The organism is Halomonas sp. TP35, assembly GCF_052375975.1.
GTDB classification, from domain to species: Bacteria; Pseudomonadota; Gammaproteobacteria; order Pseudomonadales; family Halomonadaceae; genus Vreelandella; species Vreelandella citrativorans.
This window is the reverse complement of the sequence record NZ_JBQSUZ010000014.1, coordinates 71568-91681: the sequence shown is the minus strand read 5'-3', so window position 1 is coordinate 91681 and position 20114 is coordinate 71568. Positions and strand designations below refer to the sequence as shown.

Below are 20114 nucleotides of genomic sequence, written 5' to 3'. Positions count from 1 at the left end.
TTAGGTTCTGTCTGAAAAGCTGGCGAGCGAAAGCAAGGCAAAATCGGTAAAGAAACGGAGTTTACTAAAGAGCAAACTGAGCTGATTTTTACGCTGTATTGCCGAACACAGGAAATTTTCAGACAGGGCCTGTGGTTCAGCTACACATTGCTGCCTAGAATTTTTTCATATTAATAATAATTTTCAGTTACTTAGCCAGTAAGCGGCTCCACGTCCTGATCGATAATCCGGGGGTTGTCTCATTCAGAACCGTCTTAGGCTAAAGTCTAGAGGAAACTTTGTATGATGTATGACAATGTTGGCTATATGATACTGAGATATTAAACCTGGTACTAAATAACTGAGCCACACGAGTCACCGCTCGTCCAGGTTCGCTTACTGTATAAACAAGAGGAGATTACCATGAACTTTTCCAAAGCGACGCTTAAAGCTTCTATTTCTGACGGCCTGCTTTCCTTCCCTGTAACTGATTTCGATGCTGACGGTAAATTTGATGCTGAAAGTTACCGTAAGCGCCTGCTATGGTTGAAAGATTATGAAGTGACCGCACTTTTTGTCGCTGGCGGTACGGGTGAGTTTTTTAATATTACGATCGACGAGTATCGTGAAATTGTTAAGGTAGCTGTTGAAACCATCGATGGAGATGTGCCGGTCATTGCGAGTGCGGGCCAAAATGTCGAGCTAGCGAAAGAGCAGGTTAAAGCCGCCCAAGAAGCAGGCGCCGACGGCATTTTGTTAATGCCTCCCTATCTTACCGAGTGTTCGCAGTCCGGGATTGTTGATTACGCTGCTAGTGTTTGTGAAGCGACTGAGCTAGGTGTTATCTATTATAACCGTGCTAACGGGTATCTGGGTGTAGATGGTGTCAAGGCGTTAGCCGATCGTTGCGATAACCTGGTCGGGTTAAAAGATGGTAAAGGCGATATGCAAACGCTGAACATCACCATCAAAACGCTAGGTGACCGTTTGGCCTATGTTGGCGGCGTGCCAACGGCAGAAATCATTGCTGAAGCTTACTTGGCCATTGGTGTGAGCACCTACTCCTCGGCGGTCTTTAACTTCGTGCCGGAGATGGCCGTGACGTTTTACAAGGCAATGCGTCAAGGCGACAGTGAGTTCGTTAAGAAAGTAACCCGCGAGTTTTTCATTCCTTTCGTTACTTTGCGCGACACCACGCCGGGGTATGCAGTGAGCTTGGTTAAAGCAGGGGCTGGCATCGTGGGCTACCCAGGCGGCAACGTGCGCGCCCCCCTGACTATGCCTAATGATCAAGAGATGGGTCAGCTTAAGCAACTGGTTGAGAAAGCAAAGTCTTTTTAAGTATTTCTGTTAGTTCATGAGGGATGGCGTTTTGCCGCCCTCGTGATTTCAAAAGCTGACACCTAAAATGGTTACGCGCTGAAGAAGTAGAATGATGGAGAAGTGTTTATGCCAAGTCACAGTACTCCCACAATAACCGAAATGCGGGTCATACCTGTTGCTGGCCGCGATAGCATGCTGCTCAATATCGGGGGAGCGCATTCGCCTTACTTCACTCGTAACCTGGTTATTTTGAAGGATAGCGCTGGCAACGTTGGCGTCGGCGAGGCACCTGGCGGCGCGACGATTGAGCAATCACTTGAGCAGGCAAGAGAGCTTGTGGTGGGGCAGTCGATTAGCCGTTTACGCTCTATGGTCTCTTCTTTAAGTAATGCGGGGCGAAGCGCTGACTTCGAGGATTTTGGTAAGGGGTCTTGGACCTTTGAGTTGCGCATCAATGCGGTTGCGGCACTAGAAGCCGCTTTGCTCGATCTAATGGGTAAGTTCTTAGGCGTACCGGTTGCTGAGCTATTGGGCAACGGTAAGCAGCGCGATAGCGTCGAAGTGCTGGGATACTTGTTCTTCATTGGCGATGGTCATGCCACGCCGCTCGACTTCCGCCGCGGTACGGATGGGGTAAGTCATGAGTGGTACCGTCAGCGCGATGAAGCATCGATGACACCTCAGCGTATTGTAGAGTTAGCTCAAGCTGCTCATGATCGCTACGGTTTTAAAGACTTCAAGCTCAAAGGTGGTGCATTGCCGGGCGAGCAGGAAATAGAAGCGGTCAAGGCACTGCATAAAGCTTTCCCTGAAGCGCGCACCACGATTGACCCGAACGGTGCCTGGTCGCTAAATGAAGCCATTCATCTTTGTAAGGATCTGCATGGCGTCATCGCGTACGCAGAAGATCCGTGCGGTGCTGAACAAGGCTTTTCAGGGCGAGAAATTCTGGCTGAATTTCGTCATGCCACAGGGTTGCCGGTGGCGACCAACATGGTAGCAACTAACTGGCGTGAAATGGCCCATGCCTTGATGCTTCGCTCAGTGGATATACCGCTGGCCGACCCGCATTTCTGGACACTGTCAGGCGCTGTACGAGTTTCACAGCTTTGTCAGGACCATGGCATGACCTGGGGTTCTCACTCCAATAATCATTTCGATATTTCGTTAGCCATGTTTGCTCACGTGGGCGCCGCGGCGGTAGGACGTACGACGGCCCTGGATACCCATTGGATCTGGCAAGAGGGAGATGCTCGTTTGACGCATAACCCACCCGAGATCGTTGATGGGAAAGTGGCGGTTACTGATGAGCCTGGCTTGGGTATTGAAATTGATATGGATCAGATCGAAAAAGCCCATGAACTTTATCGCAGTTTACCGGCAGGCGGACGCAACGACGCCATGGCGATGCAGCATTTAATTGATGGGTGGACCTTTGATCCAAAAAGGCCAGCATTAGTGCGCTAAGTCGGCTCGAATGACCCAGTCGCCGGAAATAACTTCAAAAAGTGATTGGGCTTATAAACGCTAGATAGAGGTAACTTAACAATGAAAAAATTATTAGGCACGCTAACACTGGCCGTAGGGCTTGTCGCTGGTAGTCAGGCTATTGCGAACGATTACCCTAATAAAAGTATCAATATGATTGTGCCATTCTCGGCCGGTGGTGGTAACGATACCTTTGTCCGGGCGCTTCAGCCGTTGCTTGAGGAACAGCTAGGAGAAACGCTGGTCATTCGCAATATTGCGGGCGGCGGTGGTGCGGTGGGCATGTCTCGTGCAGTCGCTTCTAAGCCCGACGGCTATACATTGCTTGCCGCTAGTAACGCAATGTTGACGTTCGAAGCGATGGGTAACGTCCCGTTTACGCATGATGATTTTGATTTTATTGCGAAAATCATCGAAGAGCCGTACCTCATCGCGGTAAGTGAAGATAGCCCTTACCAGGATCTGGATAGCCTGGTGGAAGCCGCTTCAGATAGCTCTATCCGGATCGGGGCGTCGGGTGTCGGTTCTTCTGCGTACATCACCGCTAATGCTATCGCCAACCGCACCGATTCCAACTTCAACCTTATTCCTTACCCGGGTGGCTCTGAAGCTATCTCCGCCGCTATGGGCGGGCATGTTGAAGCGGTAGTGCTGGGCGGGGCAGAGCTACGTTCAGCGCTGGAATCCGGTCGATTGAATGCGCTTGCGACTACTTACGCCGAACGTAGCGACAATCTACCTGATGTGCCCACCTTTCAGGAGTCTGGTTACGATCTTACGCTTACCGTGTGGCGCGGCATTGTAGCTCCTAAAGGTATTTCTGATGAAGTGAAGGAGCGCTGGGTGACGGCGATTCAGCAGATCATAAGCGACGGCTCTTATGAAGAAACGGCCAGCAACTTAGGTACTGATCTATCGCCTCTTTACGGTGAAGAGCTTGATGTTTTCATCAATGAGTCCGCAGGCGTCATGCGCGAAGCCGCTGGCGATCTAGCCAAGTAAAAGCTCTCTTGTGCAGCCAAGGCCTCTAGGGCTTGGCTGCTTTGTCATTAATCAAAACATGATGGGGCTGCCATTAAGAAGGGGCTGGGGTCTGAATAATGGAACGTGATATTGGAAAGCCGCTATTTAATCTTTTTCTACTGGTCGCTTCGGCAAGTGCTTTTGTGGCAGCTGCAGCGCTACCCAACATTGAAATCGTAGGGGATTTATCACCTGCCTTTTTCCCTCAGCTGTTATCTGGATTGATATTTCTATTTGCTATTCCGTGTCTGATTAAAGATGCGCGAGAATGGTGGATAGCCAAGCAAATACATTCGGATACCCCACATGCTTTACAGGTACGAAGTATCGCGCAATGGCTGTTTGTTGTGGCCTTGCTGGCGGGCTATATCTTTGTATTTGAACGAATTGGATATATCGCCAGCACAGGGCTTTTTACCTTTTTCTGCATAATGGGATTCGTAGTGATAAGCGGCGTATGGTCGACGCTTTCGATGTCTCAACGATGGAAGTCGCTTCTCTCTACCTTGGTGTTTTCCACGATATTAGCCGTAGCTATTTTTTATGTTTTTACCGTTCTTTTCAAAATTCCGCTCCCGACTTAAGCGGGTAGCTCTTTTCCTGAGATTTGGGAGACTTATATGATTTCAGGTTATCTCGATGGCCTAGGTATGGTGCTGCAAATCAGCACGTTACTGGCCATTGCTGGCGGTACTCTGCTCGGCATCATTATGGGGTCGCTCCCCGGCTTGACCTCGGCAATGGCGATAGCGCTACTGTTGCCGGTGACCTTTGGTATGCCGCCCGTCGCGGGAATAGGTATGCTGCTAGGTGCTCTGTGTGGCGCCGGCGCTAGCGGATCAATTCCTGCGATACTGCTTAATATTCCCGGGACCCCCTCATCGGTAGCCACCACCTTCGATGGCTTTCCCATGGCTCAGAAGGGCGAAGCGGGCCGTGCACTTGGCTTAGCGATCGTAGCCTCCTTCTTTGGTGGTGTCGCGAGCATGGTTATTCTCAGCCTATTGGCGCCGCCCATCGCTGAGTTCGCCCTACGATTCGGCCCTGCTGAATACTTTTCTTTGAGTATCTTTGGCTTGGTTATCATTGCTTCTGTCGCTGGTAAGTCGTTACTCAAAGGTTTAATTGCCGGCCTGATCGGCTTTTTTGTATCGACTATCGGAACCGATCCTATTACCGGCGTGGGCCGATTTACCTTTAACGAACTTTCGCTGCTGACAGGGGTTAATTTATTGCCAGCTCTCATTGGCCTATTTGCCGTTTCTCAGGTGCTTAAAGATACATTTGAGTACGACCCTCACGAGCGAATGAAAGAAAGTGCGCATCGCATTGATATTGCACGCCCGCGTTTTATTGAAACGTTGAAACACTGGAAAGCTGTCGTAATCGGTGTGATTTCTGGATCGGCGGTCGGTCCTATCCCAGGCGCCGGGGGGAGTATTGCCTCACTGGTAGCCTATGACCAAGCACGACGTTTTTCCAAAACTCCCGAAAAATTCGGTTCGGGTCATGCGTCGGGTATTGTGTCTGTAGAGAGCGCCAATAATGCATTGCTTGGTGGGGCACTGATACCTACGCTCGCACTGGGGATTCCAGGCGAAGCAGCGACGGCGGTACTGCTCGGTGGATTGATGATTCAAGGGATCACTCCAGGCCCCCTTCTATTTGCGGATCAAAGTGGCACGGTATACGGCATTTTTCTAGCTTATCTGATCGCCAACATCTTCATGCTATTGATTATGTGTCTCGGTATTAAGCTATTTATTCGGGTGCTTACTGTGCCTAGAAAACAGCTCCTTGCTGCCATTTTAGTGTTCTGCTTTATCGGCGTGTACGGCGTGGATGGAGATGCATTCAATCTTTACTTAATGCTTGGCTTTGGCATTTTAGGCTATTTCCTTAACCGCTATGGTTTCGGGACTGCGCCCGTCATTCTAGGGCTGATTTTAGGGCCGATTGCTGAGTCAAATTTACGTCGAGGGTTACAGTCCTTCCAGGGAGACTGGACACCGTTCTTTACACGTCCCATCAGTATCACCTTCTTGATCATTGCTTTGGCCTTGTTGGTGCTAACGTTGTGGCAGAACTATCGTACCAACCAGCAAAACACTGCTTCGGGCTAGTTATACTCGAAAGTTATAGCGGTAAAAAAGTGCGCGTCGCGAAAGCGAAGTAGCCTAATTCCTCAGCGCGGTTGAAGACAATCAAAGCAACAAGTTTTGGGTTGTGCTCGCGGTACTGCTAGATGCGCGAGAAAAATGTAAGTAACGCTTGGTCTAAACCGAGAAACTACGAAAACCACTCTCATTTAGGAGGCAAGATGAATCTGACAGGTGAAATGCTCATAGGACAACAGGCTGTTAAAGGTAGCCGTAGTCCCGTTCAGGCAATAAACCCAGCAACCAACGAGCTCCTTGAACCGGCCTATGCGGGTGGTACTCAAGCCGAAGTCGAGCGGGCTTGCGAGTTGGCTTGGAACGCCTTTGATGTTTATCGTGAAACTTCACTTGAGGACCGAGCCAGGTTCTTGGAAACTATCGCTGATGAGATTGAAGTGATTGGCGAGGACCTGATTGAGCGCGCAGTGGCTGAGTCTGGTTTGCCGAAGGCTCGAATTCAGGGGGAGCGCGGGCGCACCTGTGGACAGCTACGTCTGTTTGCAAAAACTGTACGCGCTGGCGAGTGGTTGGACGTACGCATTGATCCGGCTATGCCTGATCGTCAGCCTATGCCACGTTCTGATCTTCGTCAGCGTCATATTGCACTAGGCCCGGTTGTTGTATTTGGTGCGAGTAATTTTCCGCTAGCATTTTCTGTCGCTGGCGGTGATACCGCTTCTGCACTAGCGGCTGGCTGTCCTGTCATCGTTAAGGCTCACGCTGCCCATCCTGGAACCGGTGAGCTGGTTGGCCGTGCTATACAGGCTGCAGTTAAAAAGTGCGCTTTACCAGAAGGTGTTTTCTCGCTGATGTTTGGTTCTGGCCGAGAAGTGGGTACTGCCTTGGTTTCTGATTCACGTGTCAAGGCTGCTGGCTTCACTGGCTCTAGAAGTGGAGGTTTGGCGCTTTGGAAAGCTGCTCAATCACGGCCCGAGCCGATTCCTTTCTACGCTGAAATGAGCTCTATTAATCCGGTTTTCCCGCTACCTGCGGCCCTCAAGTCGCGTGGCGCAGAAATGGGTAAGGCATTTGTTGGCTCACTCAACATGGGCGCAGGCCAGTTCTGTACTAACCCAGGGCTGGTCATTGCGGTTAAGGGGGCCGAGCTAAACACCTTTATCGAAGCCGCAGGTGAGGCCGTTAAAGCGAGTGGCGCGCAAACAATGCTGACGCCAGGTATTTTCGAAGCCTATGAAAGCGGCGTGAAGAGTTTTGCCGACAGTGGTAAGGCGCAAGAAATCGCGCGAGGGCAAAAGGGTGATGGCCCCAACCAGTGTCAAACCGGCTTGTTCGTAGCCAGCGCTCAGGATTTTCTTGGCAATGAAGCATTGCAGGGAGAAGTGTTTGGTTCGACCTCGTTAATCGTTGAGTGTGCTAATACCGCAGAACTCACGCAAGTTGCAGAGCATTTGGAAGGCCAACTGACTGTAACGCTACAGATGGATGATGCTGATCTGGAAGCCGCGCGAGAGTTGTTGCCGACGCTGGAGCGCAAGGCCGGTCGTATTTTGGTTAACGGCTGGCCAACCGGGGTTGAAGTGTGTGATGCAATGGTTCACGGCGGGCCGTTCCCAGCAACATCCGACTCACGTACTACCTCTGTAGGTACGGCAGCAATCTTCCGCTTTCTGCGGCCGGTTTGTTATCAAGACCTTCCTGATGCGCTATTGCCCGCTGCTATTAAACAGGAAAACCCATTAAAACTACGTCGTTTAGTCGATGGTGCACGAGAGAGTTAAGACGTTCGCGTGTATAAATGTTAATGACAACATAGGCCGCTCTCACGAGTGGCCTTTTTAAGCTACGAATATAAAAATATGCACGGTTATATTAAGTCCTTTTATTTCGCCTGAGTATAAAAGCACCTTCATTATGTTTGGAGAAAATATGGCTGACGTTGACTTTGCGACATTGCAAAATACCCTTGAAAAGGCACTATTAAAGGCGGGTCTCACACCAGATGATGCTGCAGTCTGTGCCCAAATTCATGCTGAAAGTACTCGCGATGGTGTCCATTCTCATGGGATCGGCCGGATCCCTCGATTTATTGAATATGTTGGACGTGGATGGATAAATATTAATGCTACGCCAAGCGTTGTACAGCGGTTAGGAGCGATTGAGGTGCTTGACGGAGGCCAAGGCATTGGTGTGCTTAACGCTCTTAGTGCAACAGATCGAGCAATCGCATTAGCGCGTGAACACGGTATGGGGCTGGTAGCGTTACGTGATACTACCCATTGGATGCGTGGAGGAAGTTACGGATGGCGTGCAGTTGAGCAAGGGTTCGCTGCGATTATGTGGACCAATACCGAGTCTTGTATGCCTGCTTGGGGAGGAGTATCGCAGTCTATCGGTAATAATCCATTAGTGATGGCTGTACCGCATAGTTCAGGCCCACTAGTACTCGATATGGCGATGTCCCAATTTTCCTACGGAAAGTTGCAAACAACAGAGTTAAAAGGTGAACAATTACCTATTGATGGTGGTTTCAATGAACGTGGAGAGTTGAGTCGCGATCCTGCTGCTATCGCCGCGACACGGCGCTTGCTTCCAACCGGTTATTGGAAGGGGTCAGGGCTTGCGATTCTACTTGATGCAATGGCCGCTTTACTCGCGCAAGGGAGGCCAAGCCATGAAATTGATGCAGTTCAGCGTGGAAGCGGTGGTGGTAGTTGCCAAGTGTTTATGGTTTTTGATCCAGAGCAGCTGGGTGGCCGTGCGGCCTGTGATGCCCTTGTTGAGGGAATTCAGATGCATTTAGCCGCCACTAGGCCCGCTAAGCAAGGATGCAAAGTACGTTGGCCGGGAGAGTCTACTTTTCGACAGCGATATGGTCGTGAGTTAATCTCAATTGATGATACTTTATGGCAAGCTGTTTGTGAGTTAGCTATCTAGCAGTATGTTAACAAAGGTTAATGATTGTTTGAGATAGTGTATGGCGTGCTAAGTATATGTTGGATTTCATCATGATTAGATAGTTTAAATATAGTGGTTAAATAAAACTTGACATCAATGTGTGTGGTGAAGCCATTATCCTAACTAGGCGCCTATGACTGAGGGAATTGCGATATTTTATATGAGTTTAAGTCAATTTCCCCCCTCATTTGCTGCTAGTAGTCGAGCGCTTTTATGAAATTGATAGATTGACATAAAACATTATTGTGAGGAAGAAACCTGAAACCCTATATAGCGTTGAATTTAAGCACTGAGTAGTCGCAGTATAAGATGGAAAAGGTATACTACAAAAGCGATCGCTCTTTTGATATTGGGTGGTATAAGTCGTATGTTCTAATAGACCCCTTGAGTGAGTAAACGCCTGTTGAAAGGGTAGCAGGTCTCCTATGGTGGCTGAAAAAAGCCTCGAGTTAATACCTTATATCAGTCGACCATAGCAAATATCTTTACGTTGAACACGATAAGGAAACAGTACGGTAGCATGGAGGAAAATTTTTCTTCGCTGGGCATCCTTATAAAGCCTAATAGTACTTATATAACTTTGTTTGTACGATATAGTACAAACAGGTAAATAAATGGAAAGGATCGTTGATATGATCAAACAGACACCTAGTACGGCGTCATTTAAGGTCAATAAAGTCGCTCAGCAGGGCAGTTTGTCTGTTCATGTGGCGGATCAGTTAGAGGCGCTTATCACACAAGGCAAGGTGGCAGTAGGCGATAAATTGCCAACAGAAAATAGCCTTTGTGAATCCTTTGGTGTAAGCCGTACCGTTATCCGAGAAGCCATTACTCATCTAAAATCATTAGGGTTAGTAGAAACCCGACGTGGTGTAGGTACGTCCGTTCTGCGCTCTTCTAAATTGAAGGCGCTTCCAGCAGAGCGTATCAATCCCACTACAGTGGAAGATATTTTGCATCTTTTGGAGCTGCGCTTAACATTGGAACCTGCGGCCGCCGAGTTGGCAGCCCTGCGCTACGATGAGGAAGACCGGCAGCGCTTGGAATTCCAACACCAAGCGTTTGCCAACGCTTATGAAACCAAGTCCCAGGCTCGGGAAGAAGATTATCTATTCCATTTTGCAATTGCTACGGCGACTAAAAACCCTTTTTTTCAATCGTTCTATGAGCAGTGGAGTCAAAGCGTGATTCCACGAGCCAAGCTTCTGAGTAATGATATTAATCCGCTTTCTTCTCAGCGCTATCTGGAGCGGGTGCAAGAAGAGCATGTCCAAATTCTCAATGCTATTTTATGCCGTGATGGCAATGCCGCACGAGAAATGATGCGTCAGCATCTTGGCCGGGCTCGAGATACCTATGCCCAGTATCGTGATTTAAAATAGCGCAGAGAATATCTATCGGCTCTTTCTATCTCACTCTATGGGCTGCAACTACGTGGCGTAACTGCCAGCGCGCCCATGGCAAGTGTCTATCCTTTACTGGGGCAGCGTTATGGTATGGGGAACGTGGCTGCCGGTGCATTGATGGCGAGCACACTCATGTCCTTTATCACCATCAGCGTCATCGTTGGTTTGATGACCTATTTTGGTGTGTTGCCTTGATCGCTATTGGCGGCAATAAACGCTTTAGCTCTGGGATCCTGCAGATAGGCGATATTCAGGCGCAGCCATGGCGTTGTTTGATTGTCAGGGAAAAACAAGTGGCTGGGCGATAGCATGATGTCAAAACGGCGTGCGCTCTCCATTAGTGCCTCCTTCTCTACCGGCGATTTGGCCCATACAAACATGCCGCCTGCCGGTTCAGTGAATACCACCCAACCGACTTGCTTGAGCTGCGTAAGCGCCAGTGCCATCTGGTTGGAGAGCCGGGCCCTTAAGCGTTCAGTGAGTTTTCGATAGCTGCCGTTTTGAAGCAGCGTGATCAGCACCTGCTCAGCAAAACGGGAGGAGGAAATACTGGTCAACATCTTGATATCCACAAGCCGTTGCACTAGTGAAGGCGGGGCGGCTATAAAGCCGACCCGCAGCGATGAAGTGAGCGTTTTGGAAAAGCTGGACAGGTAAATAACCCGTTTAAGACCATCCAGTGCGGCGAGCCGTGTGGTCGGGGTGTGCTGAAAATCAGCGTAGATATCGTCTTCTACAATCGTGAAATCGTACTGCTCGGCGAGCTGTAAAACGCGATGTGCAATCGCCGGTGTTAACGTACTGCCGGTAGGGTTATGAAACACGCTGTTCACGTAAAAAAGCCTGGGACGGTACTCTGCTAACAGGGCTTCCAAACGGTTAATATCCGGCCCATCAGCAAGGCGCGGTATTCCTATCACGCGAACGCGCTGTAAATGCAGCAAGCCGAATAGGTTGTAATAGCCCGGCGATTCCACAAACACCACGTCGCCGGGCTCAAGCAGCATTCTCACCAATAAATCCAGTGAATGGCTGCCGCCGCTGGTCATGACAATTTGCTCAGCACTTGCCGATATTGCGAGTGGGCGCAAGCGCTCCTGGATCAAGCTGCGAAGCTCCTGCAACCCTTGGGGCGTGCTGTATTCAAAGATTCCTGATTGGCTTTTACGCGCCACTTGGCGAATGGCGTGGGTCAGGTCTTCGCTCTCGCGCCAAGCATTAGGCAACCACCCGCAGCCCAGTTTTAGCGAGTGCTCATTAGCGCTAAAAAGCCCCCACAGCCCATTGGTAACTTCTTGAAGAGGGGTAGAGGCTAACGATGGTTGGGGAGTAACGGCAGCGCCATCAGCGATAAAGAACCCGGAGCCGGGTCTTGAGCGAACCAAGCCAATAGCCACCAACCGTTCGTAGGCGTCAATAACCGCATTACGGCTAATATCGAGCTCTGCCGCTAGGCGGCGTATGGAAGGTAAGCGACGCCCGCCCGCTCCATTCTCTTGAATCCAATGGCGAATACTCTCTTCAAGCTGCTGCGCAATCGGGGAAGCAGCATGTCGGTCGACCTGAAGTTTCATAAACATCTCTGCTGCCGGCCACTGTTCTCAAAAACGCAGGAACAGTGCTTGGGTAATGATGGACAAGTGTACCTTACCTCTAGGCGGGATGGGTGCGAACGTAATGGCTTAACCCATGACCCGTTTAGGAAAAAAGATGGACCGATATAACGCGCCCCGGTTGGCTTTTGCACTATGTATGATTACCACTGCGGTTAATTTACAGGCACCGCTTTACGATATCCTGGCGGCGAAAGCAGGCGTCGGTGTGGGCGCAGCCACACTCGCGTTTGCTTGTTACGTCGCGGGCGTCATGCCGGTATTGCTGGGGCTTAATGGGCTGGCGGATCGGGAGGGCCCTAAACCGCTAATCATTGTCGCACTTCTGCTCTGTTTAAGTGCCACTGCGCTAACCCTATTGATGCCTGGCTTGATAACGCTGGGGGTTGCGCGCTTTTTATTAGGCATTGGCACCGGGCTGACCTCAGCCGTCGCGCCTGGATATATGCATCGGTTACTTAATAGTGACGACTCTCGCATGGCAACGACGTACGTAACGTCCAGTACCGCGCTTGGGTTTGGTTTGGGTGCGGCGGTTACCAGTTTGTTTATTCTCCATACGCCCAGCGTGACGCCGCCAAGCCTATGGCTGTATCTGGGCGTAGGCACCATTGCGTTAGTTGCAGTGATGCCACTAAAAAATATCGCACCTGCTGTTACCCAAAGTGCGATGTGGCGACTGCCAGGTTATCCGCCGGGAACACTGAGCTTTGGGCTAGCCATTTTACTTGCATGGGCAACCGTAGGGTTGGTGATTGCTATATTGCCCTCCACGTTAAGCCAGCACGGTTTAACACCCTGGAGTGGTTTTGCCACGTTTGGCATTTGCAGCTGCGGAGTACTGTTTCAGCCTTGGGCACGCGCCTTGGCACCCGTGAAGGCCACGGTGCTGGGGTTGATGATTTTACCTCTCGCCTACGGATTAATTGCCTGGGGCGCCCTTCAGGGGAGCCTGATAGCTGTGTTACTGGGAGCAGTTGCGGCCAGCAGCGCCTGCTATGGGTTTATCTATTTGGGTGGCTTAAGCGGAGTGCTCGCCATTGCTGGCCCGTCTTCTACCCAGGCAAGCGCCGGCTATTTTTTGATGGCGTATGTGGGATTTAGCCTCCCGGTAATTACAACGGGAGCCCTTGTTGATTCAGTAGGCCATGTAGCCGCATTGACGCTATTTGGCGTGGCGTTACTGGTGGGCGCCATTGCCACGGTTAGTCTGCTGCTCATCGGCCCGAACAAATCTTCCAAGCGGCTAGCGGCCATTCGCCAACCATAAGCCGTGCGCTTCGCTTACGCGTGTCTCTCAATCAGCAACCCACAAGAGGGCGCTGCCCATAGCGTATCTGCGGTAAACACCACATCGCACACGACCGGTGCATAGCAGCGCCGCACCTGCTCATCAATCCGTGCGCGAAGCTCATCCTGAGCGGTTAACGACGTGGTGACGCCTTCATCAGGCAGCACCACGTGCACCATAACGTAAAGCAGGCGCCCTGGACGTACCATACGCACACGGACTTCTTGGGTATGCGTTTCTGCCAGTGCCTGAGAGATAGCGTCGCGCACAGGGGCAGCAATGGCTTCTTCGGGCGTTTTATTGAGTAACTCCTTCAGCGCTTGGGAGGCCATGCGTACAGGCACGCCCAAGCACAGCACGACGACCGCAATAACCAGTACCGAATCGATATACGGCACTAGCGTGTTCAAATTTAACTGCTCAAGGAGTACTACCAGGCAGAATGCTGCGAGAACCGCAGCAGAAATCACGCTATTGACGATCCAGTTGAGCTTGTCGGCCGCGATCAGAGGGCTTGCGGTGTAGCGTTGGCTGCGGTGCATTACCCAAGCGGTCAGCGAGCAGGCAAGCGTGGCAAACAGGGCATAGATGACCGCAAGGCCCGCTGCAATCTCTCGCCCGCCAGAGAGGAGCGCGACAAGGGCATCGACCAAAGCAAAGATGGAAACACCCAGAATTAATAACCCTTTACACAGGTTAACCAGCGACTCGAAGTAACTGTATCCAAACGGATAAGATTCACTATCAGGACGGCTGGCTAATTTACTCACCTTGATCGTCACTAAAGCTACACTAAAGTAGATTAGGTTAAATAACCCATCGAGCAAAATAGCCTGGGAATTGGAGGCGAGTGTAGCGGTAATACCGGCACAGCCAATCAAGAGCGCCATAAAGGCGGAAAATGCCAGCGTACGCGTTTCTGTTTTCATGGATATTTGGGCCCACCGCCAGTGATATAACCCGCAAGCATAGCAATATTTGTCATCTTCTAACCAACGAAAGCTATGCATTAAGGCCACAAAGGCGAGTGACAAAGTACTCACAAAGAGAAGGACGTTATGCGTCATGCCAAGGACTTAACCTTTTCGCTATTAACCCCTGAAGACGCTGTCGACCTGTTGGCGTTTGAAACCGCCGAACGTGCCTGGTTTGAGCAGCATATTGAAGCGCGTTATAGGCATTTTTATACGCCTCAAGGCGTCTCACAGCATATTGTTGAGTGCCTTTCTCTGAATGCCCAGCGTCGAATGAGCCCGCTGTTGATACGCAAGAGAGGAATGCTTATCGGCCGCGCCAATTTGCGCGATATTGACGAAAACCAAGCGAAGGTAGGTTATCGCATTGCAAAAAGTGCCTGTGGTCAAGGAATTGCTTATAGGGCGCTTAAGCATCTAATGAAGGAAGCGCGCGGTGTCTATGGTCTCACCACGCTAACGGCGATTGTTTCTGTCGAGAACGATGCCTCTCAGCATGTGTTGCAGAAAGCCAGCTTCGATGCCATGGATATCTTGCCAGCGTACTCCCGAGTGGCCGACAAGCGCGTTGATTGCCTGGTATATCAGTGTGCCTTGAATGCAACCTGCTGAAAGCGGCGTTATAAAGCCCAGCAATGCTCTGTGCTGCGTACCTTGGTAACGTTAAAAAGCGTGTACTACCTTGAAGGCATGCCGTTGATCAATACGCAGCCAACCAGGAGGGGCTAACGATGCCAATGTTAAGCGCGGGGACAGAGCAGGGAACGCCGGTAGAGATTTATTACGAGGTATATGGTGCAGGTAAACCTGTGGTGCTTATCCATGGATGGCCATTAAGCGGTCGTTCCTGGGAAAAGCAGGTACCAGCGCTAGTGAAGGCGGCCCGCATGCGATTAACGCCACCCACGCTGATGAGTTTAATAAAGCGCTGATTAATTTTCTTAATGCTTAACGGCTAATGGTTGTAACGCGCTTCTAACGCCGCCTTGATAGGCGGCGTTTTCGTTGGGGAAAACTGAACTGGGATTTCACCAAAGCAGAAAATCGGCTAAAACAATAAATTGTATTTTTGAGTCGTAAAGTGCAATTATGGCGCCTGAGATCGACTCATCAATCAATAATGACAATCGTCAGATACGGCGGCTGAACTATGCACAATATTGAGAAGCTAACCCACTACACGCACGGCTATTTGACGTTCAAGGGCCATGATTACGCGATTATCGAACTACCCAAATTACTCGGCGAGACGCTTCACAAGCTGCCCTATGTGCTGCGCCTTCTGCTTGAAAATATTATGCGTAATACGACGGGGGAGGAGCGTAAGCGCAGTGCTCAAGCGCTTTTGAGGTGGCTGGAAAACGGCACGAGCAGTGATGAAATCGCCTTTCAGCCGGGGCGGATATTGATGCACGATACAACGAGTACACCTGCGTTAGTGGATATTGCCGCTATGCGTGACGTGATACGTGAGGCGGGTGGTGACCCTGAAGTGCTTAAGCCGCATTTGCCGGTAGATGTTTCAGTAGATCATTCGCTTGCTGTAGAAGTGTTCGCCAGCAGCAGCGCCTCAGAAGACAACCTTCAGCATGAAATGCGCCGTAATCACGAGCGGTATCGTTTTTTACGCTGGGCCTCCTGCGCACTTGAAGGCGTGACCATTCACCCGCCGGGCACTGGTATTATGCACACGTTAAACCTTGAGCAACTGGCCACCGTCGTAACCACTCAAGAGCGGGATGATGAGTGCTGGATGGTGCCCGATACGATGATAGGTACCGATAGCCATACGCCAATGATTAACGGCATTGGTGTATTGGGCTGGGGAGTAGGTGGCCTGGAGGCGGAAACGGTAATGTTTGGTGTACCCACCATGCTACGCATTCCTGACGTGGTGGGGGTTAAGTTGACAGGCACACTGGCGCCACATGCACAGGCCACCGACTTGGCGCTGATAGTCACTCAGCGCTTGAGGGCGCTGAACGTAACGGGTAAGTTCGTTGAGTTTTTTGGACCGGGCGTGAGCACATTAACGGCCGGTGACCGTGCTGTCGTGGCTAATATGGCGCCGGAGTACGGCGCCACTACCGGTTTTTTTGCGGTGGATGAGCAAATCCTCCGCTATCTTGACCAAACAGGGCGTTCAAGAGAAGCCGTTGAACGGGTAAAGCGCTATTGCCAAGCGACAGGGCTGTGGTTTGAAGCCGATGAGCAGCCTACCTATACACAGTGTATAGAGATTGATTTAAGTGGTATTGGTATGCAGGTCGCCGGGCCTACGCGGCCCCAGGATGTACATGACTACACCGACGTGGGAGCGGTGTTGTCACAGCTTGAATTTAAGCCAAGTGCAACATTTAATCGCTCAGTTTCAAGCCTGCCCCGCCACCCCGTAGCGATTGCTGCCATTACCAGTTGCACCAACACGAGTGATCCACGCCTTATTATCACCGCAGGGCTATTGGCCAGAAATGCGCGCCGCTATGGGTTAACACCGCCTGCTTGGGTAAAAACCTCGCTTGCTCCAGGCTCACCAACAGCAGCTACCTATCTCAAGCGGGCAGGGCTAATGGAAGAACTGGCCGCTATCGGCTTTGATATCGTCGGGTATGGCTGTACTACCTGCATTGGTAACTCGGGGCCGCTAACTCCTGAAGTTAAACAGGCACAGGAAGCAGGCAACTGCCGTGCAGTAGCGATGCTGTCGGGGAATCGAAATTTCCCAGGCCGTGTGCACCCAGATCTTGACCTGGGTTTTATCATGTCGCCTGCGCTGGTCGTGGGTTTTGCCTTGGCAGGTAATGCCGAGCATGATTTCAAGCAGCCACTGGCGGAGTATGACGGTAGGAGTATCTACCTGCGTGACTTATGGCCTGCCAGGGAAGACGTCGATGCCGCATTAGCCAAGGCGCTGAACGCTGCCGATTTTGCAAAAGATTTCAAACAGGCAAGCCGTAACGCCCGTTGGGAGGCTCTGGATGCGCCTAAAACAGCGACCTTCCCATGGGAGGAAGCCTCTAACACGCTGCGCCGCCCACCGTTTGCTTCGGTATCCGAGGGCAGCCAGCTAGGCCATTACACTGCTTACCCGCTGCTGATAGTCGGTGATGATGTCACGACCGACCATATCTCACCTGCCAGCGCCATTCCGGCTGATAGCCGTGTCGCTGACTATCTGGTTGAGCGCGGTGAACGTCGTGACGATCTGAACGTATTTGCCTCACGCCGGGGCAATTGGGAGGTCATGGTAAGGGCCGCCTTCCACAATAAAACGTTAAAAAACTATCTCGCCCCTGATGCACCGGTTGCACATACGCGTCATCTACCCAGCGGCGATGTTATACCTCTTTTTGAGGCAGCCAGGCGCTACCGTGAAGCCAATGAATCCGTTGTGATCGTCGCGGGTGAGCGCTACGGTATGGGGTCATCGCGAGACTGGGCTGCAAAAGGTCAGCGGTTGCTGGGCGTTCGTGCGGTGCTCGCCGCAAGTTTTGAGCGTATTCACCGCTCAAACTTGATCGGCATGGGAATTTTGCCGCTGAGCTTACCCGCGGGCGTTAGCTCAACCACGCTGAATATTGAGCCGGGTGATCAAATCGACATTCAGGCGCAGGCCGATACGCTAACCCCTCGCGCTCGAATTACGGTTAATATTTTAAGAGCGCAAGGCGAGATAGAGTCGCTAATGACTATCGCCCAGGTCGATACGCAGGCAGAAATTGCACTGCTTAAAGAAGGCGGCGTTATTCCCTCTCTACTGAAAAAAACATTGGCCTGAGTAATGCTGGCCAAACCTTTCATAAGGAAAGTGATAAGTGAACGATATTAACCGCTTAAGAGATCTAATGGCGCCTACCGGCGTGTTGCGCACCACTATTAACGTGGGTAACCCAATTTTGGCGGGGCTCGATGCTGATCAGCAGCCCTATGGCGTTTCGGTTGATTTGGCAAAGATGATTGCGCACAGGCTGGACGTTGAGCTTGAGCTTCAAGTATATGCTTCCGCCGGTGAGGCCGTTGCCGTTGTCAGCGATGAAAAGGCCGATATGGGCTTTTTTGCGCTAGACCCCAAGCGTGCTGAAAGTATTCAATTTACTGCGCCCTATGTGCTGATTGAAGGCTGCTATCTGGTGCGCGAGGATTCGCCAATTACTGATCAGCAAGAGGCTGACCGCCATGGACAGAAGATCGTGGTTGGTAAGGGCAGTGCTTATGATCTTTACCTTAGCCGCGCTATTCAACACGCCGAGCTGGTTAGAGCACCTACTTCTCCGAAAGTGGTGGCGTTCTTTATTGAACACAAGTTGGATATCGCCGCAGGCGTGAAGCAGCAGCTGGAAGCGGGTATTGAGGAGTTTGGTGGTTTGCGGCTGTTGCCTGGGCACTTTATGACGATCCAGCAGGCGATGGGCGTTCCGAAAAACCGGCCCCAGGAAGCCGCCGCTTTTCTGTCCGCGTTTATTGAAGAGGCAAAAGCGGAGAGGGACGTCGCTCGCTTGTTAGCCAAGCATAATATTCAGGGTGCTTCGGTCGCGCCAAGCGCATAAAGGATGGGTCGTGGTTAATAGCGCATCACCCCTTACTGCTGAGCGTTTGGCAAAGCGTATTCACACGTTGATTAATGAAGAGGCTATACCCGTAGGGAGCCACCTGACGGAGGCGAGCTATGTAACGAAATTGAAGGTCTCCCGAACACCCATTCGCGCGGCCTTTCAGTTTTTGGAAGAGCAGGGGGTGGTGAAGCGTCAGCCTAATCGCGGCTTCTTTTTAGTGGATACCAAGCGTGGGCTTTTTGCCGATGCTGACGAGCCGCTAGAGCAAGGCTCTTCTATCTCGCCACTGTGTTTTACGATTGGCGTCGATTATTTAAATAATCAGATTGCCGGAAAAATTACCGAGGCGGAACTTGCCAAGAAATACACGCTTGGTCGCAGCACGATTCTTCAAGCGATGCATGCCATGGAAGCCGAAGGCTGGGTGTCCAGGCTTTTGGGCTATGGGTGGGAATTTAATGAATTCTTAACCTCTCAAGCAACGTATGATCAGTGTTTTCGTTTTCGTTTGTTAATTGAGCCCGCCGCGTTAAGAGAGCCTGGCTACCAGATTAATAAGAAAGTCTTCAAGCAGTTAAGGGAATCGTTAACGGAGGCAGTGTCTCAAAAAGGTAGCACGATATCTGAACGTCAAATGTATATAAACGGCACCTACTTCCATGAAAGCATCGTTAACGGCTCAAATAATCAGTTTCTGATTGAGAGCCTTAAGCGCGCTAACCGGTTGCGTCGCCTGATTGAATACCACGTTTATGCCCGGCGTGAATCGCCAGTGCCTGAGTATAAAGAGCACTTGGCGATTCTTGATCTGCTGGAGGCGGGGGATAATCAACAAGCGGCTGTTTATCTAACGGAACACCTGGAGCGAACGCGTCAGGAAAAAATGCGCATTGTCCAAGGTGTTTTTGCCCGTTAACGGCACGGCAGGGAAAGATGAAGCTGCTTCTTGCATGGGCATCTTCGCCTATGTGGCTTATTCCTCAATCCACACATCAACCCCTTTAAAACTCACCTTCCAGGTGCGTAGCGTGACGCTCTCATCTTCCAGGCACTGACCATCTTCTAAACGAAAATGCTGCTTGTAGAGGGGGGAAGCCACCACGGCGGCACCCTTTATATCGCCCACAATGCCGTGGGCGATCACATTGGCGTTGGAAAACGGGTCGTGGTGGTCAATGGCGTAAAGTTCACGCGGGTGGCCGGGTAGGTAGAATAGCGCGACTTGCTTTGGCCCCTGTGGCGTTTCAAACCACGCAGCAACCCCGGAAAATGCGACCAGATCGGCTTTACTGCACAGTTTCTGGCCGGTCGGTGCCTTTCTGCTTTGTGTAACCGTTGCTTGCTTCATTGCGGTAGCGGTCATGGAGTAGCCCTTTGAAATGATGACGA

18 protein-coding genes are annotated in these 20114 nt (G+C 51.0%); 15 read left to right on the top strand and 3 right to left on the bottom strand.

The genetic code is table 11. From position 1 onward, the window contains the following. Positions 1–402 precede the first annotated feature (402 nt). The 9 genes from kdgD to ACT3RU_RS14665 all read left to right on the top strand — a co-directional run bounded on the left by kdgD (position 403) and on the right by ACT3RU_RS14665 (position 10489). Positions 403–1320, top strand: a complete 918-nt coding sequence (kdgD, locus tag ACT3RU_RS14705) for a 5-dehydro-4-deoxyglucarate dehydratase (RefSeq protein WP_087108243.1) — start codon at positions 403–405, stop codon at positions 1318–1320. A gap of 108 nt (positions 1321–1428) precedes the next feature. Then, positions 1429–2769: an enolase C-terminal domain-like protein gene (locus ACT3RU_RS14700; protein WP_087108245.1), complete on the top strand. Its 1341-nt coding sequence runs from the start codon at positions 1429–1431 to the stop codon at positions 2767–2769. Between the two features lie 81 nt (positions 2770–2850). Further along, positions 2851–3792, top strand: coding sequence for a tripartite tricarboxylate transporter substrate binding protein (locus ACT3RU_RS14695; protein WP_483392781.1), 942 nt, complete (start codon positions 2851–2853; stop codon positions 3790–3792). 98 nt (positions 3793–3890) lie between these two features. Continuing rightward, the gene (locus ACT3RU_RS14690) at positions 3891–4397 is read left to right on the top strand and encodes a tripartite tricarboxylate transporter TctB family protein (protein ID WP_087108249.1); all 507 of its coding nucleotides are present in this window, start codon (positions 3891–3893) and stop codon (positions 4395–4397) included. Positions 4398–4433: 36 nt separating this feature from the next. After that, positions 4434–5936 (top strand): tripartite tricarboxylate transporter permease, encoded by a 1503-nt coding sequence (locus ACT3RU_RS14685; RefSeq protein WP_192526663.1) that lies wholly within the window; start codon positions 4434–4436, stop codon positions 5934–5936. A gap of 197 nt (positions 5937–6133) precedes the next feature. Then, on the top strand, positions 6134–7711 hold the full coding sequence (locus tag ACT3RU_RS14680; RefSeq protein ID WP_192526664.1) for an aldehyde dehydrogenase (NADP(+)): 1578 nt from the start codon (positions 6134–6136) through the stop codon (positions 7709–7711). Between the two features lie 148 nt (positions 7712–7859). After that, positions 7860–8867, top strand: coding sequence for a 3-dehydro-L-gulonate 2-dehydrogenase (gene yiaK / locus ACT3RU_RS14675; protein ID WP_192526665.1), 1008 nt, complete (start codon positions 7860–7862; stop codon positions 8865–8867). 653 nt (positions 8868–9520) lie between these two features. Beyond that, complete coding sequence (locus ACT3RU_RS14670) at positions 9521–10270, top strand: FadR/GntR family transcriptional regulator (protein ID WP_192526666.1); 750 nt, start codon at positions 9521–9523, stop codon at positions 10268–10270. Positions 10271–10345: 75 nt separating this feature from the next. After that, entirely contained in the window at positions 10346–10489 is a 144-nt protein-coding gene (locus ACT3RU_RS14665) for a hypothetical protein (RefSeq protein WP_225733690.1), read from the top strand. Here ACT3RU_RS14665 and ACT3RU_RS14660 read toward each other — a convergent pair. Further along, on the bottom strand, positions 10468–11868 hold the full coding sequence (locus ACT3RU_RS14660; protein WP_192526667.1) for an aminotransferase-like domain-containing protein: 1401 nt from the start codon (positions 11866–11868) through the stop codon (positions 10468–10470). The two genes, ACT3RU_RS14665 and ACT3RU_RS14660, sit on opposite strands and share 22 nt — an antisense overlap. Before the next feature lie 136 nt (positions 11869–12004). Between ACT3RU_RS14660 and ACT3RU_RS14655 the strand changes: the two genes are divergently transcribed. Further along, on the top strand, positions 12005–13177 hold the full coding sequence (locus ACT3RU_RS14655; RefSeq protein ID WP_192526668.1) for an MFS transporter: 1173 nt from the start codon (positions 12005–12007) through the stop codon (positions 13175–13177). Between the two features lie 14 nt (positions 13178–13191). Here ACT3RU_RS14655 and ACT3RU_RS14650 read toward each other — a convergent pair whose 3' ends face one another. Continuing rightward, positions 13192–14127 carry a cation diffusion facilitator family transporter gene (locus tag ACT3RU_RS14650; protein ID WP_192526669.1) on the bottom strand — a complete coding sequence of 312 codons (936 nt, stop codon included), beginning with the start codon at positions 14125–14127 and terminating at the stop codon, positions 13192–13194. Between the two features lie 129 nt (positions 14128–14256). Between ACT3RU_RS14650 and ACT3RU_RS14645 the strand changes: the two genes are divergently transcribed. From ACT3RU_RS14645 to ACT3RU_RS14625, 5 genes are all read left to right on the top strand, one after another. Next, positions 14257–14784, top strand: coding sequence for a GNAT family N-acetyltransferase (locus tag ACT3RU_RS14645; protein WP_192526670.1), 528 nt, complete (start codon positions 14257–14259; stop codon positions 14782–14784). 119 nt (positions 14785–14903) lie between these two features. After that, positions 14904–15104, top strand: coding sequence for an alpha/beta fold hydrolase (locus tag ACT3RU_RS14640; protein WP_318779683.1), 201 nt, complete (start codon positions 14904–14906; stop codon positions 15102–15104). A gap of 218 nt (positions 15105–15322) precedes the next feature. Then, complete coding sequence (gene acnA, locus ACT3RU_RS14635) at positions 15323–17950, top strand: aconitate hydratase AcnA (RefSeq protein WP_192526671.1); 2628 nt, start codon at positions 15323–15325, stop codon at positions 17948–17950. 37 nt (positions 17951–17987) lie between these two features. Continuing rightward, the gene (locus tag ACT3RU_RS14630; RefSeq protein WP_318779684.1) at positions 17988–18719 is read left to right on the top strand and encodes an ABC transporter substrate-binding protein; all 732 of its coding nucleotides are present in this window, start codon (positions 17988–17990) and stop codon (positions 18717–18719) included. Positions 18720–18729: 10 nt separating this feature from the next. Further along, the gene (locus ACT3RU_RS14625) at positions 18730–19641 is read left to right on the top strand and encodes a GntR family transcriptional regulator (RefSeq protein ID WP_192526672.1); all 912 of its coding nucleotides are present in this window, start codon (positions 18730–18732) and stop codon (positions 19639–19641) included. 57 nt (positions 19642–19698) lie between these two features. Here the strand turns inward: ACT3RU_RS14625 and nirD are convergent, their stop codons facing one another. After that, entirely contained in the window at positions 19699–20088 is a 390-nt protein-coding gene (nirD, locus tag ACT3RU_RS14620) for a nitrite reductase small subunit NirD (protein WP_192526673.1), read from the bottom strand. Between the last annotated feature and the right edge of the window lie 26 nt (positions 20089–20114).

Bases quoted from the DNA above. Each gene is read 5' to 3' on its own strand.
- ACT3RU_RS14695 (WP_483392781.1), top strand. From the start codon at position 2,851: ATGAAAAAATTATTAGGCACGCTAACACTGGCCGTAGGGCTTGTCGCT.
- ACT3RU_RS14690 (WP_087108249.1), top strand. From the start codon at position 3,891: ATGGAACGTGATATTGGAAAGCCGCTATTTAATCTTTTTCTACTGGTC.
- ACT3RU_RS14655 (WP_192526668.1), top strand. From the start codon at position 12,005: ATGGACCGATATAACGCGCCCCGGTTGGCTTTTGCACTATGTATGATT.
- ACT3RU_RS14645 (WP_192526670.1), top strand. From the start codon at position 14,257: ATGCGTCATGCCAAGGACTTAACCTTTTCGCTATTAACCCCTGAAGAC.
- acnA (WP_192526671.1), top strand. From the start codon at position 15,323: ATGCACAATATTGAGAAGCTAACCCACTACACGCACGGCTATTTGACG.
- yiaK (WP_192526665.1), top strand. From the start codon at position 7,860: ATGGCTGACGTTGACTTTGCGACATTGCAAAATACCCTTGAAAAGGCA.
- ACT3RU_RS14660 (WP_192526667.1), bottom strand. From the start codon at position 11,868: ATGAAACTTCAGGTCGACCGACATGCTGCTTCCCCGATTGCGCAGCAG.
- ACT3RU_RS14670 (WP_192526666.1), top strand. From the start codon at position 9,521: ATGATCAAACAGACACCTAGTACGGCGTCATTTAAGGTCAATAAAGTC.
- ACT3RU_RS14680 (WP_192526664.1), top strand. From the start codon at position 6,134: ATGAATCTGACAGGTGAAATGCTCATAGGACAACAGGCTGTTAAAGGT.
- kdgD (WP_087108243.1), top strand. From the start codon at position 403: ATGAACTTTTCCAAAGCGACGCTTAAAGCTTCTATTTCTGACGGCCTG.
- ACT3RU_RS14700 (WP_087108245.1), top strand. From the start codon at position 1,429: ATGCCAAGTCACAGTACTCCCACAATAACCGAAATGCGGGTCATACCT.
- ACT3RU_RS14640 (WP_318779683.1), top strand. From the start codon at position 14,904: ATGCCAATGTTAAGCGCGGGGACAGAGCAGGGAACGCCGGTAGAGATT.
- ACT3RU_RS14665 (WP_225733690.1), top strand. From the start codon at position 10,346: ATGGCAAGTGTCTATCCTTTACTGGGGCAGCGTTATGGTATGGGGAAC.
- ACT3RU_RS14685 (WP_192526663.1), top strand. From the start codon at position 4,434: ATGATTTCAGGTTATCTCGATGGCCTAGGTATGGTGCTGCAAATCAGC.
- nirD (WP_192526673.1), bottom strand. From the start codon at position 20,088: ATGACCGCTACCGCAATGAAGCAAGCAACGGTTACACAAAGCAGAAAG.
- ACT3RU_RS14650 (WP_192526669.1), bottom strand. From the start codon at position 14,127: ATGAAAACAGAAACGCGTACGCTGGCATTTTCCGCCTTTATGGCGCTC.